Source organism: Luteimonas sp. e5, from assembly GCF_054031035.1.
The window spans coordinates 946,570-959,691 of the sequence record NZ_JBSTRX010000001.1; the positions used below are offsets into that span (position 1 = coordinate 946,570).

12 protein-coding genes are annotated in these 13,122 nt (G+C 66.4%); 6 read left to right on the forward strand and 6 right to left on the reverse strand.

Annotated elements, in window-relative coordinates; translation table 11 throughout:
* The 4 genes from lapB to cmk all read right to left on the reverse strand — a co-directional run bounded on the left by lapB (window position 1) and on the right by cmk (window position 4,209).
* Entirely contained in the window at window positions 1-1,179 is a 1,179-nt protein-coding gene (gene lapB / locus ACW11F_RS04450) for a lipopolysaccharide assembly protein LapB (protein ID WP_456995661.1), read from the reverse strand.
* A gap of 86 nt (window positions 1,180-1,265) precedes the next feature.
* Window positions 1,266-1,559 (reverse strand): integration host factor subunit beta, encoded by a 294-nt coding sequence (locus ACW11F_RS04455; protein ID WP_456995662.1) that lies wholly within the window; start codon window positions 1,557-1,559, stop codon window positions 1,266-1,268.
* Between the two features lie 90 nt (window positions 1,560-1,649).
* The gene (gene rpsA / locus ACW11F_RS04460; RefSeq protein ID WP_456995663.1) at window positions 1,650-3,377 is read right to left on the reverse strand and encodes a 30S ribosomal protein S1; all 1,728 of its coding nucleotides are present in this window, start codon (window positions 3,375-3,377) and stop codon (window positions 1,650-1,652) included.
* 142 nt (window positions 3,378-3,519) lie between these two features.
* Window positions 3,520-4,209: a (d)CMP kinase gene (cmk, locus tag ACW11F_RS04465; protein ID WP_456995664.1), complete on the reverse strand. Its 690-nt coding sequence runs from the start codon at window positions 4,207-4,209 to the stop codon at window positions 3,520-3,522.
* A gap of 145 nt (window positions 4,210-4,354) precedes the next feature.
* On the opposite strand from cmk, the gene ykgO reads away from it, so the two are divergent.
* From ykgO to ACW11F_RS04480, 3 genes are all read left to right on the forward strand, one after another.
* Window positions 4,355-4,480 (forward strand): type B 50S ribosomal protein L36, encoded by a 126-nt coding sequence (gene ykgO, locus ACW11F_RS04470; RefSeq protein WP_005913193.1) that lies wholly within the window; start codon window positions 4,355-4,357, stop codon window positions 4,478-4,480.
* A gap of 189 nt (window positions 4,481-4,669) precedes the next feature.
* On the forward strand, window positions 4,670-5,005 hold the full coding sequence (locus ACW11F_RS04475; protein WP_456995666.1) for a hypothetical protein: 336 nt from the start codon (window positions 4,670-4,672) through the stop codon (window positions 5,003-5,005).
* Window positions 5,006-5,036: 31 nt separating this feature from the next.
* Window positions 5,037-6,092, forward strand: a complete 1,056-nt coding sequence (locus tag ACW11F_RS04480; protein ID WP_456995667.1) for an agmatine deiminase family protein — start codon at window positions 5,037-5,039, stop codon at window positions 6,090-6,092.
* A 21-nt stretch (window positions 6,093-6,113) separates the two neighbouring features.
* Here the strand turns inward: ACW11F_RS04480 and ACW11F_RS04485 are convergent, their stop codons facing one another.
* Window positions 6,114-6,737 (reverse strand): hypothetical protein, encoded by a 624-nt coding sequence (locus ACW11F_RS04485; RefSeq protein ID WP_456995668.1) that lies wholly within the window; start codon window positions 6,735-6,737, stop codon window positions 6,114-6,116.
* A 412-nt stretch (window positions 6,738-7,149) separates the two neighbouring features.
* On the opposite strand from ACW11F_RS04485, the gene ACW11F_RS04490 reads away from it, so the two are divergent.
* From ACW11F_RS04490 to ACW11F_RS04500, 3 genes are all read left to right on the forward strand, one after another.
* Window positions 7,150-7,431: a hypothetical protein gene (locus ACW11F_RS04490; protein WP_456995669.1), complete on the forward strand. Its 282-nt coding sequence runs from the start codon at window positions 7,150-7,152 to the stop codon at window positions 7,429-7,431.
* Between the two features lie 162 nt (window positions 7,432-7,593).
* Entirely contained in the window at window positions 7,594-8,484 is an 891-nt protein-coding gene (locus ACW11F_RS04495) for a carbon-nitrogen hydrolase (RefSeq protein WP_456995670.1), read from the forward strand.
* A gap of 237 nt (window positions 8,485-8,721) precedes the next feature.
* A complete protein-coding gene (locus ACW11F_RS04500) occupies window positions 8,722-9,924 on the forward strand; it encodes a TraB/GumN family protein (protein ID WP_456995671.1) in 1,203 nt (400 codons plus the stop codon).
* A gap of 66 nt (window positions 9,925-9,990) precedes the next feature.
* Here ACW11F_RS04500 and ACW11F_RS04505 read toward each other — a convergent pair whose 3' ends face one another.
* Window positions 9,991-13,098 carry an efflux RND transporter permease subunit gene (locus ACW11F_RS04505; protein ID WP_456995672.1) on the reverse strand — a complete coding sequence of 1,036 codons (3,108 nt, stop codon included), beginning with the start codon at window positions 13,096-13,098 and terminating at the stop codon, window positions 9,991-9,993.
* Between the last annotated feature and the right edge of the window lie 24 nt (window positions 13,099-13,122).

The window sequence follows — 13,122 nt, forward strand, 5'->3', positions numbered from 1 at the left end:
TCAGACCACCGCGATGTTGAGCAACGGTTTGACCGTCCCCCACGAGCGGCAGCTCGGGCACTGCCAGTGGTGCGAGCGTGCGCCGAACCCGCATTGGCTGCAGCGGTAGCTGGGGTTGCGCGCCAGCAATTGCTCGGTGATGTGGCCGAGATCGCGCAGCGTGGTGGCCGGGTCGGTGCCCTCCTCCATTGCCAGCTCGATCAACGCGGCTTCGCCACGCACCGAGGGCCGCTCCTTCAATTGCGTGCTCAAGTAGCGCCGCGCTGCCGGCACGCCCTCGTCACGTTCGATCAAACGTGCCAACGCCAGTACCGGGGCGATACCGCGGTAATGCTCGCTCATCTCGGCAAGGAAGCGCCGTGCGCCGGGCAGATCGCCCACCTCCTCGTAGCTGACCAGCAGCAGCGGCAGGATGTCGGGCAGGTAATCCGGATCGTGCCGCGCGGCACGCTCGAAGGCCTTGATCGCCGCGGCGTGGTTGCCGGCCAGGGTTTCGATGCGGCCTTCGATGATGCCGGGGCGGACCGCATTGGAGTCGGCGGCATAGGCACGCGCGATCGCTTCGCGCGCGGCCTGGATGTCACCCGCGGCACGGTGGCGCTCGGCCAGCTCGCATTCGTACATCGCGATGCGCTCGCCCATCGGCTCGCCACTGACATCCTCGTAGCGGCGGGCATTCTCGATCGCCCGATCCCAGTCGCGCTCGGACTGGAAGATCTCGATCAGATGACGCAGCGCCTGCGGCGCGCGCTGGTCGATCGCGGCCAGTTCGCTGAACACGGTTTCGGCACGATCCAGCAGGCCGGACTTCATGTAGTCCTCGCCCAGTGCCAGCAGCGCCTGCACCCGCTGCGCATCGCTCAGGTCGGTGCGCTCGACCAGCGCCTGGTGCAGGCGGATGGCGCGATCGACCTCGCCGCGGCGACGGAACAGGTGGCCCAGCGCGACCTGGGTTTCGAAGGTTTCCTTGTCCAGCTCGGCGATATGCAGGAACAGCTCGATCGCCTTGTCCGGCTGCTCGTTGAGCAGATAGTTCAGGCCGCGGAAATAGGTGGTGGACAGCTTGCTGACCTGGCTGTCGCTGTGGCGTTCGCCGCCCCTGCGGCCCACGACCCAGCCCATCACCGCCGCGGCCGGCAGCAACAGGACGAACCAGAACCATTGTTCGATGAACGCCATTGGGGAAACCCGGATGTCCTGCCGCGTTCGGCGACGCGTCGTGCGCGCATGATGCCATGCCGCCCGGCGGCCGCCGCGACAAGGCCTTACGGGCGCGGCATCACGTCACACACGCGCTCGCGCAATTCCTTGCCCGGCTTGAAGTGCGGCACGTGCTTGCCGGGCAAGGCCACGGCTTCGCCGCTGCGCGGATTGCGTCCGGTGCGCGGTGCACGATAGGTGAGCGAAAAACTGCCGAAACCCCGCACCTCGATGCGACCGCCGCTGGCCAGCGCGGCCGCCATCATCTCCAGCAGGCCCTTGACCGCCATGTCCACGTCCTCCTGCTTGAGGTGGGGCTGGCGTCGGGCGAGGATTTCAATCAGTTCCGATTTGGTCATTCCGCTGACTCGAGGACCGTGCGCGCCCTTCCCGACGCGCACGGGTCGTGGCCGATGGCCCGCGATGCGGGCCATCGTGCCGGGGCCGGCTTATTCCGACTTGCCCAGCTGCTCACGCAGCAGCGCACCCAGCTGGGTGGTGCCGCTGGCGGCTTCGGCCTGGCTGCGGTTGTACTCGGCCAGGCTCTCGTTCATCTCGTCCTGGTCCTTGGCGCGGATCGAGAGTTGCATCACGCGGCTCTTGCGATCGGTGCCGATGATCTTGGCTTCGATCTCTTCGCCGACCTTGAGCACGTGCGAGGCGTCCTCGACGCGGTCCTGGGCAATGTCGCGGGCGGCCAGATAGCCTTCCACGCCATCGGCCAGCTCGATCACCGCGCCCTTGGTGTCGACTTCCTTCACCGTGCCCTTGACCACCGAGCCGCGGGTGTTGGAGGCCACGTACTGGCCCATCGGATCCTGCTCGAGCTGCTTGACGCCCAGCGAGATGCGCTCGCGCTCCGGGTCCACCGCCAGCACCACCGCTTCCATGTTGTCGCCCTTCTTGTAATTGCGGGCGAGGTCCTCGACGTTGCTGTTCCAGCTGAGGTCGGAGAGATGCACCAGACCGTCGATGCCACCGTCCAGGCCGATGAAGATGCCGAAGTCGGTGATCGACTTGATCTGGCCTTCCACCTTGTCGCCCTTGCGATGGATCGCGGCGAAGGTTTCCCACGGGTTGGAGGTGACCTGCTTCATGCCCAGCGAGACGCGGCGACGCTCCTCGTCCACGTCCAGCACCATGACCTCGACCTCGTCACCGACCTGCACCACCTTGGACGGGTTGACGTTCTTGTTGGTCCAGTCCATTTCCGAGACGTGCACCAGGCCTTCCACGCCCGGCTCGATCTCCACGAACGCGCCGTAATCGGTGACGTTGGAAACCTTGCCGAAGGAACGGGTATTGGCCGGGTAGCGGCGCGAGATGTTGTCCCACGGATCCTCGCCCAGCTGCTTGAGGCCGAGGCTGACGCGGTTGCGCTCGCGATCGTACTTGAGCACGCGCACTTCCAGCTCCTGGCCGACTTCAACCACTTCGGACGGATGGCGCACGCGCTTCCATGCCATGTCGGTGATGTGCAGCAGGCCGTCGATGCCGCCGAGGTCCACGAACGCGCCGTAGTCGGTCAGGTTCTTGACCACGCCCGGCAGGCGCGCGCCCTCGACCAGCTTCTCCATCAGCGCCTCGCGCTCCTCGCTGTGCTCGGACTCGACCACCGCGCGGCGGCTGACCACCACGTTGTTGCGCCGGCGATCGAGCTTGATCAGCTTGAACTCCAGCTCCTTGCCTTCCAGATACACCGGGTCGCGCACCGGGCGCACGTCCACCAGCGAGCCGGGCAGGAACGCACGCACGTCCTTGATGTCGACGGTGAAACCGCCCTTGACCTTGCCGCTGATGCGGCCGGTGATGATGTCGCCCTTCTCCAGGGCTTCCTCGAGCTCGTCCCACACCATCGCGCGCTTGGCCTTCTCGCGCGAGAGCACGGTTTCGCCGAAGCCGTTTTCGATCGCGTCCAGCGCGACCTTCACTTCGTCGCCGATGCCGACGTCGATTTCCCCGGCTTCGTTCCGGAACTGTTCGATCGGCACGATGCCTTCGGACTTGAGGCCGGCGTTGATCACCACCACGTCGTTGCGCACGTCGACGACGGTACCGGTGACGATGGCGCCCGGCTTCAGCTTGGCCAGGTGCTGCTGGCTCTGTTCAAACAGTTCGGCAAATGATTCGGTCATTGGAAAATTACTCTGGTTGATATCCGGAACCGCGTGTTGCATGGTGACGGTTCCACCCGTTGGTCGGCACAGGCGGGATTGCCCAATTCGGCCGTTGAGTGTTGGATGGCAAAAACCACCGGGCATGTGTCCGGTGGGGCGGCGGGTTCTGCCGGTCGGGACGGTTTGGCGGCGGACGCGTGGCTCAGGCGGCGTGGATGCCGCTTTCGCGCAGGAATTCCAATATGCGTGCGACCACGTCGTCGATGCCGGTACCGGTGGTGTCGATCAGCAATGCACCGGCTGCCGGCCTCAAAGGCGCGACCGCGCGATTGGCATCGCGCTCGTCGCGGGCGACGATCTCGCCCAGCAGACTGTCCAGATTAACCGAAACCCCTTTGTCCATCAACTGTTTATGCCGCCTCTGTGCGCGCTCTTCGGCACTGGCGGTGAGGAACACCTTGCAGCCGGCGTCCGGGAAGATCACCGTGCCCATGTCGCGGCCATCGGCGACCAGCCCCGGAGGCTGGCGAAAACCATGCTGCAGCTCGACCAGCGCGGCACGCACGCCGGGCATCGCGGCAATGGCGGAAGCCGCCGCACCGCTGGTTTCCAGGCGCAGGCGGTCGGTCGCGTCCTGCTCGTTGACGATCACCCGCGGCTCGCCCGCGGCATCATCGGCAAAGCGGATGCGCGTGCGCCGGGCGCAGGCTTCGACCGCGTCCGCATCGGACAGATCCACGCCATCCCAGGCCGCGGCCACCCCGACCGCACGGTAGAGTGCGCCGGAATCGAGGTAATGCCAGCCCAGATGCGCCGCCACGCGGCGGCTGACGGTGCCCTTGCCGGAACCGGAAGGCCCATCGATGGTGAGTACGGGAGGTGCAGCGGACATGCGCCCAGTATCCCGCAACTGTCCGCCGCGGTCAGCACCATGGCGACCATCCGCGCCGGATAACCACAAACACTTGAAGCCGCGGGGATTTTGCGCTAATCTTGTGGGCTGACATTTTTCCCGCATCGCCAACCGAGGTTCCATCATGAAGGTCCTGTCCTCCCTGAAGTCGGCGAAGACCCGTCACCGCGACTGCAAGGTCGTGCGCCGTCGTGGCAAGGTCTTCGTGATCTGCAAGTCCAATCCGCGGTTCAAGGCGCGCCAGCGCTGATCCGCAGCGGGCGCCTGCCCGAGGATGTGGAAGCCGCCTGCGGGCGGCTTCTTCGTTTGCGCGCGGTGCCGGGCGCCTTCCCGTCGATCGGATCCATGGTGCCTGCCGCGGACTGGACGTAGAATCCCGGCAACCGTGGCGCGCGCATGCGATGCTGTGGTCTTTCCAGAATCGCTACCGGAGCCGCCGATGATCCGTCCCTGCCTCACCGCCCTCGCCTGTGGCCTGCTGTTCGCCGCTCCGCTGACCAACGCCGATACCCTGCTGGTGGATCGCGTCAAGCGCGAGGCCGCGATTCCGACGCCGCAACGCGGCATGAGCATGGCCCAGGTCGAGCGTGGTTTCGGTCCGCCGCAATCGCGCCTCGAGCCGCGTGGCGGACAGAAGCGGCAGTGGCCGACCATCAATCGCTGGGTGTACCCGGCCTACATCGTGTACTTCGAACGCGACAAGGTCATCGACGTGGTGCTGACCCAGGCCAACGCGGCCGAAGTCGGCCCGCGCCCGGTGCCGGCACCGCGCTGAAACACGCGAACGCCCCCTGCCGCCCGACCCGATGCACGCAACACTCCGCTTCCCCGCCGAATGGGAGCCGCAGTCGGCGATCCTGATCGCCTGGCCGCACCAGGACACCGACTGGGCCGAGCGCCTGGGCGAGGTCGAGGACGTCTACATCCGCCTGGTCGATGCCATCACCCGCTTCCAGCCGGTGCTGATCGTGGTCGCCGACGAGGATGTCGAAGCCTATGCCGATGCGCGGCTGCGCAGCAATCGCGTGGACATGCAACGGGTGCGCTTCGTCACCGCCGAGTACGACGATACCTGGCTGCGCGATACCGGGCCGATCACGCTTGCACGCGCCGACGGCGGCTTCGAGCTGCTTGATTTCCGCTTCACCGGCTGGGGTGGCAAGTTCGAGGCCACCGCCGACGACGCACTGGCGGCGGCACTGCACCGGCAAGGGCTGTTCGCTGCGGCGAAGCTGCACGACATCGACTTCGCGCTGGAAGGCGGTGCCATCGAAACCGATGGCCAGGGCACCCTGCTGACCACCTGGCGCTGCCTGCACCAGCGCCACCCCGGTGCCAGCCGCGAGACGCTGACGGCACAACTGGCCGCACATCTGCGACAGCAGCGGGTGCTGTGGCTGGAGCATGGCTATCTGGAAGGCGACGACACCGACGCCCACATCGACACCCTCGCCCGCTTCGCCGCGCCGGACGCGATCGTGTTCCAGGGCTGCGATGACCCGGATGACCCGCACCACGCCGAGCTGCAGGCGATGGCCGCCGAGCTGGCCGCGCTGCGCACCGCAGACGGCCGCCCGTACCGGTTGTTCGCGCTGCCTTGGGCCCGGCCAGTACGGGATGGCGAGCGCCGGCTGCCGGCCAGTTACGCCAACTTCCTGATCCTCAACGGTGCGGTGCTGATGCCCGGTTATGGCGATGCCGAAGCCGATACCAAGGCCGTCGCGGTGATGCAGGCGGCGTTCCCCGACCGCGAGATCGTGCAGATCGACTGCCGTCCGATCATCTGGCAGAACGGCAGCCTGCATTGCCTGACCATGCAACTGCCGGCCGGCCTGCTGGCGGATACCGCGCCTGTGCAGTAACGCCGGCTCGGCGACGACGGCTCAGTAACGGTTGTCCGCGCAGGGCGCGTTGGCGGCACGTGCCGCCGCCTCGCGTGCCAGACGATTTTGCTCCGCAGCCGGCGCAATCACCTCGGTGACGCAACTGCCGCTGCCGGCGAGTTTGACCACCACCAGAGACGAGGTCACGCGCTCGGGCTGATCCGGCTCGTCCTGCGCGTTGAAGCGCACGATCAGGGCGGTTGGCGCCACCTCTTCCATCGGCCACCACTCCACGGTGTCGCCCAGCTCGCTGAAACCGATGCTGACCTTGCGACCCAACTCCAGCGACTGCGGCTCGCCCTCGCCTTCGATCAGTTCCAGTTCCTGCCGCCCATCGCTGTCGGTCACCGCCAGCCGATACGGCGACACACCGTCGCACACGGTGCGGGTGCTGCTGATCTCGTCGCCCGCCGACTGGCTGCGGCAGTGTGCACCGCTCAAGGTCGTGTAGCGGCCTTGCGCAGGCACTGCCGGAGCTGCCGGCTGCTCATCCGGGGACGGATCGGCTGGCTCGACGCGCGCTGTTTCGGCTGCCGGAGCACCGGCGCCTGACTCCGCTGGCGGGGACGCCGGCACGCAGCCGACCAGCAGCACCCCCAGCAACACCCAGATCGGTTTGCTCATCGCGCTCCTTCCGCTCACGCCATTGACCATGCGGCCATCTTGGGCAAGCGCGGGCAAGCCCGTGTGAAAACACCCCGCGCCGCGCGCACCCTCGGCCAACGGACGCATGCTCCACCCCGCGCCTGGGCATGTTGGGCTGCACATGCACGGCATGCCGCCCCATCAAGGCATGAATCAGCGGATATCAGCAAATTTGCTGACATTGGCAGCATTTTCGTGCATTTTGCATGCATTTGTTGTATAATCAACGACTTGCGCGCCGCTGGCCGATGATCCCGGCCGCGGGAGCGTCGCGACTTGCGGTACGTCGCCTGGTGCCAGCGCGCAGTTCCCATGTCGAACGGCTCGTCCATTCGATGGCCTGTTCGGCGTCCACCGCAGGATGCGGTTCACGCAAGTCAAAAGGAGACCCATGTCCACAGCAGCCCAGCCCGGCGCCCCGCTTCGCCAGTCTTCCCCCATGATCACCCCGCGCCGCGGCCGCACGCCGGCTGCCAGCCTGGATAGCGAAACCATCGCCGCGGACATCGCCGCGTTCAAGAAGCGCGGTGGACGCATCGATGTTCTCGGCAACACCCCGCTGCGACCCAATATTTCGCCCTACCGCAGCCGCGCCAGCGAAGCGCGCGCTGCTGCTGCGGCCAAGAAGACCGCAAGCAAGGCCGCGAACAAGGCTGCCACCAAGCGCAGCTGACTTTCCCTGCGCACGATTCCCGCCCGTCCACCCATGCCGACGGGCGGGTAACCCTGTGCGAATCCTGAACCCAGGCCCCATCGTCCGCCAGCGCACCACGCCATGCCCGGCACGGTGTGGCGGTATCGCTAAAATGGACGGTCGCTCAACCGGTAGATCCGCATGTCCACGTGCAAGCGCACCCTTCCCGTCGCCCTGATCCAGGAACGCAACCACGGCGATGCCAAGGCCAACCTGGCGGTGATCGACGCGCGCGTGGCCGAGGCCGCGGCACAGGGCGCCAAGCTGGTGCTGCTGCAGGAACTGCACAACGGCCCGTATTTCTGCCAGCACGAATGCGTGGATGAGTTCGACCTGGCCGAGACCATTCCCGGCCCGTCCACCGAGCACCTTGGCAAGCTCGCCAAACAGCACGGCGTGGTGCTGGTCAGCTCGCTGTTCGAAAAGCGCGCCACCGGCCTGTACCACAACACCGCGGTGGTGTTCGACGCCGATGGCAGCACTGCGGGCAAGTACCGCAAGATGCACATCCCCGACGATCCGGGCTTCTACGAGAAGTTCTACTTCACGCCCGGCGACATGGGCTTCGAGCCGATCGATACCAGTGTCGGCCGTTTGGGCGTGCTGGTGTGCTGGGACCAGTGGTATCCGGAAGCCGCACGGCTGATGGCGCTGGCCGGCGCCGAGATGCTGCTGTATCCGACCGCGATCGGCTGGGATCCGGATGACGAACAGGACGAAAAGGACCGCCAGCGCGACGCCTGGATTCTGTCGCACCGTGGCCACGCCGTCGCCAACGGCCTGCCGGTGCTGTCCTGCAACCGCGTCGGCCACGAGACTTCCCCACTGGGTGCTTCCGGCATCGACTTCTGGGGCCATTCCCACGTACTCGGCCCGCAAGGCGAATTCCTCGCCCTCGCCGACACCGACGAAACCGTGCTGATGGCCGAAGTCGACATGACCCGCAGCGAAGACGTCCGCCGCATCTGGCCGTTCCTGCGTGATCGCAGGATTGATGCGTATGGGGATTTGGTGCTGCGATATCGGGATTGAGCGAAAGGCGAGGAACGAGAAACGAGGAACGAGGAACGAGTGGGGCCGGAGAAGTGAGTGGAGAGAAGTGAGAAGTGAGAGAACAGCGTTGCGCTCTTCCTCATTCCCCGCTCTTCTCTCACTCCTCTCCACTCACTCCCACTCGTTCCTCGTTCCTCCCCACTCGTTACTAGCCTCCGCACTCGTTCCTCGCTCCTCCTCACTCCTCACTTCTCTTCACTCACTCCTCGCTCCCCCATGCCCTCCCCCCAGCCCCTCTGGCAAAGCCAACCACATGCGATCGTCGAACGCGACGGCGTCACCTACACCCTGCTCGGTACCGCGCATGTTTCGCAGGCGTCGGTGGAGGCGGTGCGCGATGCCATCGACAGCGGTGAATTCGATGCGGTGGCGGTGGAGCTCGACGCGCAGCGCCATGCCGCGATGAACGATCCCGAGCAACTGGCGCGGCTGGACATCGTCCAGGTGATCCGCGAGAACCGCATCCCGATGTTCGCCGCCAACCTTGGTCTGGCGGCCTACCAGCGACGGCTCGCCGAGCAGCTCGGCATCGAGCCGGGTGCCGAGCTCAAGGCGGCCGCGAGCGAGGCGCAGGCGCGCGGGCTGCCGATGCACCTGATCGACCGTGACGTCGGCCTCACCTTCAAGCGCGCCTCCGAGCGCCTCGGCTTCTGGCAGCGGGCGAAACTGGGGGGCGGCATCCTTGCCTCGTTGCTGTTCGACGAGAAGGTCGAGGACGAAGCGATCGAAAAGCTCAAGCAGGGCGACATGCTGGAGGCGAGCTTCGCCGAGTTCGCCGAAGGCAGCCCGGCGCTGTACGACACCGTGATAGCCGAGCGCGATGCATGGATGGCCGCACGCCTGCGGCAGAGCGCGGGCACTTCGCGCCGCGTGCTGGCGGTGATCGGTGCCGGGCATCTGGCCGGTACCGCGCGGCACCTGACGGAATCGGACGAGGCTCCGGACGAGATCCTCGCCCGCTTGCAGACACTCAAACCCAAATCGAACATCCCCTGGTTCACCATCGCACTGGCGATCTTCGTCATCGGCGGCTTCGCCTGGGGCTTCTGGCGCGGCGGGCTGGATGTCGGCGCCGGCCTGATCGGCTGGTGGGTCGCATTGACCGCCGGCTTTGGCGCCCTGGGCTGCCTGCTTGCCGGCGGCCATCCGCTGAGCATCCTCGGCGCCGCGGTGGCCTCGCCGGTCACGCCGCTGCACCCGGCACTCGCCTCGGGCATGATCAGTGCGTTGATCGAGGCGCGGCTGCGCAAACCCACCTATGCCGATTTCATGGCCCTGCGCGAGGATGTGACCTCAGTGCGCGGGGTGTACCGCAACCGCGTCTCGCGCATCATGCTGGTGTTCTTCCTGACCAACTTCGGCACCGTGCTCGGGGTCTGGCTGGGGGGCGCGAACATCCTCGGCAAGCTGGCCTCGTGATATTTCCGGCCGGGGTGCACGCCCGCGGCCATCGACATTCCACACACGGCGCCATGCCGGCCGCGATCAGGCGGAGGCGATATCCGCCTCGATCGCCTCGCCACGGATGCTGCGCCGTGCACGCTGCCAGTTGCGCGCGGTGGCCGAGCGCCAGTCGTCGAGGATCGCGTAGATGGTCGGCAGGAACAGCAGGCTGACCACGGTGGAGAACGCCAGCCCGCCGGCGATCGCGCGTGCCATCGGGTAGTAACTCGGCCCGTCGCCCGCCATCTGCGTGCTGCCGAGGGAAATCGGGATCATGGCGAGGATCGCGGTGCCCATCGTCATCAGGATCGGGCGCAACCGTTCCCGACTGCCCTCGACCAGCGCATCGGTGCGGCTCAGCCCGCGGCGACGGTAGTTGTTGATGTGCTCGACCATCACGATGCCGTTGTTCACCACCACGCCCATCAGCACCAGGATGCCGATGAAGGCCATGATGTTGAATTCGGTGCCGGTCAGCCAGAACAGCCAGAACACACCGAAGATCGAGAACACCACACCACTCATGATCGCGGTGGGGAACAGCAATGACTCGAACACCGCGGCCATCACCACGTAGATCATCACCAGTGCGATCAGCAGGTTGAAGCCCATCTGCCGCAGCGCTTCGCCTTCGTCCATGAAGCTCACCCGCTCGAAGGTATAGCCATAGCCGGCTGGCCAGGCGATCGTCTGCAGCGTCCCCTCCATCGCCTTGCGCGCCTCGGGCATGGTGACGCCCGGCGCGAGATTGGCGCTCAAGGTCAGCGTGGTCTGTCGGTTGGTGCGCTGGATCTCGCTCGGACCCGGCCGTTGCACCACGTTGACCATCGCCATCAACGGCACCTCGCGGCCGTCGCGCGCGCGCACGTTGAACGCCTGCAGGTCGCGGCTGTCGTAGCGCTCGGCATCGGCGAAGCGCACCGTCACCGGCGCCTCGCTGTCGCCGCGACGGAACTCTCGCAACGGCTGTCCGCGCAGCGCAAGGCCGATGAAACCGGCGACTTCCTGTGCATTGAATCCGAACGCAGCGGCGCGTTCGCGATCGACCTGCACCACCAGCTCGGTGTTGCGATCGCCGGTTTCCACGCGCACGTCGCGCAACTCGTCGCGGCGCGCCAGCACCGGCACCACGTCCGCGGCCAGCTCGTTCAGCAGCTGCGTCGAGTCACCGACCAGGCGCACCTCGATCTTCTGCGCCTGGTTGCCGCCACCGCCGCCGTCGGCACCGCCTTGCCAGCCCATGCTGAACTTGGCACGCGCCGACTTCGGCAAGCCATTGCGGATGGTTTCCACCAGCTGTGCGGTTTCATCCGCGTTCCGGTCATCGAACTCGACGTACACGCCGCCACCGCCACCCTCGGAGAAGCGCGAGGACACCTGCTTGATGTGCAGCGCTTCGCGGTTCTCGTCGAGGTAGCGCTCCACGCGCGCGACTTCCTCGGACATCTGGTCACGGGTATAGGCACCGGTCCACTGGATCGCGATGTAGGTCGAGCCAGCCTGGTCGCCACCGAACATGTTGGTCTTCATCTGCGTCATCGGCACCAGGCTGACCAGCAGGATCAGCACGATGCCGAGCACCGATTTGACGCGATGCTCCAGCGTCCAGCGCAACACCCGCGCGTAACGCTGCTGCAGGCGGTACACCACCCCGCCCTCCTTGCCCACCGCCGCCGGCGTCTTCAGCCGCGCCGAGAGCATCGGGATCAGGCTGACCGCGACCAGCCACGAAGCCAGCAGCGAGACGCTGATGGTGACCGCGATCTGCGCCATGTAGATGCTGATCGCGTTGCGCTCACCGAACAGATTGGGCACGAACACGATGCAGTGGCACAAGGTGCCGGCGGAGAGCGCGATGGCGACATGGCGGGTGCCGATGATCGACGCCAGACGCGGCTGGCCGGGCAGCTTCTCGCGCTCCTGGTAGATGGATTCCACCACCACCACCGCGTTGTCGACCAGCATGCCGATGGCGAGCAGCAGCCCCATCATCGACAGCACGTTGAGGGTGACCCCGGCGAAATACATGAAGCCGAGCGTCATGATGAAGCAGATCGGAATGGCCAGCGTCACCATCAGCGTGGCGGCCCAATCGCGCAGGAAGAAGAACAGCACGATCACCGACAGCAACAGGCCGATCGCACCGGCCTCGGCCAGGCTGGACAAGGAACCCACCACCGCCTTGCCTTGGTCCTCGACCACGCGCACGCTGATGTCGCGCGCGGCCGGCGAGGCACGGATCGTCTCGACCGCCGCGTTGACATCGCGCGAGAGCTGCACCAGGTTGGCATCGCGCTCCTTGTAGATGTCGATGCCGATCGCGGGACGCCCGTCCAGGCGCCGGCCGTAACGCATCTCGACCGGCTTCAGCCGCACCTGCGCGATGTCGGCAAGCCGCGTGCCGCGCTGGTCGAGCACCATCTGCCGCAATTCCTCCAGATCATGCAGTTCGCCACGCGGCTGCACGCGCAGGCGGCGCACGCCATCATCGATCTGCCCGGCCGAAACCGAGAAGTTGACGTTTCGCAATTGCGTCGCCAGCGCATCCAGGTTGATGCCGGCGGCACTGAGCCGATCGGGCGATACCGCGATCTCGACCTCGTTCTGCGGTGCGCCCTGCAACTCGACCTTGGCCACTCCGGGAATGCGCTCGAGCGGGCGTTTGAACAGCCGATCCAGGCGGTCGTATTCACGGGTCAGATCGAGGCTCTTGCTCGACAGGCGCAGATTGATCGCCGCCTGATCCGAACTCGACCACTTGAACACCATGTAACGGCGCAGATCATCGGGTAGTTCACTGCGGATCGCATCGATGCGCTCGCGCGCCTCCGCGGTGGCGATCGCGATGTCGCGACTCCAGTCGGAAAACTGCACGAACACGCCCGCACTCTCCGCGCTGGCATTGCCCTGCATGCTCTTGATGCCGCTCATGGTGGCCAGCGTTTCCTCGGCCGGGCGCAGGATGCTGCGCTCGGTTTCCTCCGGGGTCGAGCCGGCATAGGGCAGCATCACGTAGATGAAGGGCGCCGACACGTCCGGCATCGACTCCAGCGGCAAGCGCACTGCCGCGATCAGGCCCACCACCACCATCGACACGAACAACATGATGGTGGTCACCGGGCGCTTGATGCTGAGCTCGGCAATGCTCATGCGCGGCCTCCGCGGGCAGGCGCA

Bases quoted from the DNA above. Each gene is read 5' to 3' on its own strand.
- lapB (WP_456995661.1), bottom strand. From the start codon at position 1,179: ATGGCGTTCATCGAACAATGGTTCTGGTTCGTCCTGTTGCTGCCGGCC.
- ACW11F_RS04455 (WP_456995662.1), bottom strand. From the start codon at position 1,559: ATGACCAAATCGGAACTGATTGAAATCCTCGCCCGACGCCAGCCCCAC.
- rpsA (WP_456995663.1), bottom strand. From the start codon at position 3,377: ATGCAACACGCGGTTCCGGATATCAACCAGAGTAATTTTCCAATGACC.
- cmk (WP_456995664.1), bottom strand. From the start codon at position 4,209: ATGTCCGCTGCACCTCCCGTACTCACCATCGATGGGCCTTCCGGTTCC.
- ykgO (WP_005913193.1), top strand. From the start codon at position 4,355: ATGAAGGTCCTGTCCTCCCTGAAGTCGGCGAAGACCCGTCACCGCGAC.
- ACW11F_RS04475 (WP_456995666.1), top strand. From the start codon at position 4,670: ATGATCCGTCCCTGCCTCACCGCCCTCGCCTGTGGCCTGCTGTTCGCC.
- ACW11F_RS04480 (WP_456995667.1), top strand. From the start codon at position 5,037: ATGCACGCAACACTCCGCTTCCCCGCCGAATGGGAGCCGCAGTCGGCG.
- ACW11F_RS04485 (WP_456995668.1), bottom strand. From the start codon at position 6,737: ATGAGCAAACCGATCTGGGTGTTGCTGGGGGTGCTGCTGGTCGGCTGC.
- ACW11F_RS04490 (WP_456995669.1), top strand. From the start codon at position 7,150: ATGTCCACAGCAGCCCAGCCCGGCGCCCCGCTTCGCCAGTCTTCCCCC.
- ACW11F_RS04495 (WP_456995670.1), top strand. From the start codon at position 7,594: ATGTCCACGTGCAAGCGCACCCTTCCCGTCGCCCTGATCCAGGAACGC.
- ACW11F_RS04500 (WP_456995671.1), top strand. From the start codon at position 8,722: ATGCCCTCCCCCCAGCCCCTCTGGCAAAGCCAACCACATGCGATCGTC.
- ACW11F_RS04505 (WP_456995672.1), bottom strand. From the start codon at position 13,098: ATGAGCATTGCCGAGCTCAGCATCAAGCGCCCGGTGACCACCATCATG.